This window comes from Streptomyces sp. NPDC104202, assembly GCF_055584185.1.
This window is the reverse complement of sequence record NZ_JBVJMN010000142.1, coordinates 1-1,481: the sequence shown is the minus strand read 5'-3', so window position 1 is coordinate 1,481 and position 1,481 is coordinate 1. Positions and strand designations below refer to the sequence as shown.

General features: G+C 68.0%; 1 protein-coding gene and 1 pseudogene. One reads left to right on the top strand and one right to left on the bottom strand.

The window, feature by feature from the left end; all coding sequences use genetic code 11:
* Positions 1-57: 57 nt before the first annotated feature.
* A pseudogene (locus tag ACZ60W_RS37265) lies at positions 58-989 on the top strand (IS5 family transposase).
* A gap of 4 nt (positions 990-993) precedes the next feature.
* On the opposite strand, the gene ACZ60W_RS37260 reads toward ACZ60W_RS37265, so the two are convergent.
* A complete protein-coding gene (locus ACZ60W_RS37260; RefSeq protein WP_469759839.1) occupies positions 994-1,428 on the bottom strand; it encodes a hypothetical protein in 435 nt (144 codons plus the stop codon).
* Positions 1,429-1,481 lie beyond the last annotated feature (53 nt).

Sequence of the window (1,481 nt, the reverse complement as noted above, 5' to 3'; positions counted from 1 at the left end):
CTAGGACTTGTCCGGTCGATCATGTGACTACTCCGTGCCCGAGTCGTTCCTACGAGCATGGGGCGGGGTGATCTGAGTGATGCCGAGTGGGAACGGCTGCGGCCGTTCCTGCCGGTCAGCAACGGGCGTTGTGGCCGTTGGCGTGATCACCGGCAGGTGATCGACGGGATTCTGCACCGGGTGCGGACCGGGGTGCAGTGGCGTGACCTGCCCGAACGGTTCGGGCCGTGGAAGACCGTCTACGAGCGCCATCGTCTGTGGTCGGCCGACGGCACCTGGGAACGTCTGCTCCAGCAGGTCCAGGCCGAGGCCGACGCCGCAGGCGAGATCGACTGGGACGTCTCGGTCGACTCCACTATCGTCCGCGCGCATCAGCATGCGGCCGGAGCCCGCACCGATCCGCCGCCGGCCCCGGGATCAAAGGGGGCCGCAGGGGTGGAACACCAGGACGAGACGCCGTGGCAGAGCCTGGTCGCCCGCCTGGTGGAGGTGGTGCGGGAGGTGAGGGCCTGGGCCGCTCGCGGGGCGGGTTCACCAGCAAGCTCCACCTGAGCGCGGACGGACGCTGCCGCCCGCTGTCCCTGATCGTCACACCAGGTCAGCGGGCGGACTGCACCCAGTTCAAGCTGGTCCTTGAGAAGATCCGAGTGCCGAGACCTGGCCTGGGACGGCCGCGCAAGAAGCCGGACAGCCTCGCAGCCGACAAGGCCTACAGCAACGGTCCCATCCGCGAGTACCTACGACGGCGGGGAATCCGCCACACCATCCCGGAGAAGACCGACAGCCAGGCGGCCCGCCTGCGTAAGGGCGCACGCGGTGGACGGCCGCCCGGCTTCGATGAGGACCGCTACAAGAAGCGCAACACCGTCGAGCGGGCGATCAACCGCCTGAAGCAGTCCCGGGCGGTCGCCACGCGTTACGACAAGCGCGGCTACGTCTTCCTCGGCACCGCCACCGCGGCGGCCGTCGCTATCTGGCTCCGAACATGAACTCCTACGCGACCCAGCAGTAGACGCCCTGGTCATGGCGCCGGGCGCTGCTGACGAGGCCAGCCAGATCACTCACAATCGCCTCGGCGATTTCGGTGTCGATGACCTCACCGTCCTCCGCACGCAGCTGAGCCCACGAGGCGGCGACGTCACGCAACCTGGAGGGCCCAGCGTTCGCGAGTGCAGTGGACAGGCGAGGCGAGATCGCGAAGACGACGCACCCGTCGTTGTCCTGGCCGGCAACGATGCGAGGCTCACCGGCATCGACGAGTTCCTCGAAGCTGCCACCGGCCAGAAGGCATTCCCACTCGATCACCGCCTCCTCGGGATCGAAGTTGCCGAAGGAGAGCGACTCGAATGCCCGTCCCGGCCCGGTCTGGAGGGCCAGACCCGCTGACGTGTCGTCCGGCGCCACGAAGAACTTCACGATGATGCTCACCCGGGCATCATGCCCGACCGCCCACAACCATGATCGGCCGGACAAGTCCTAGG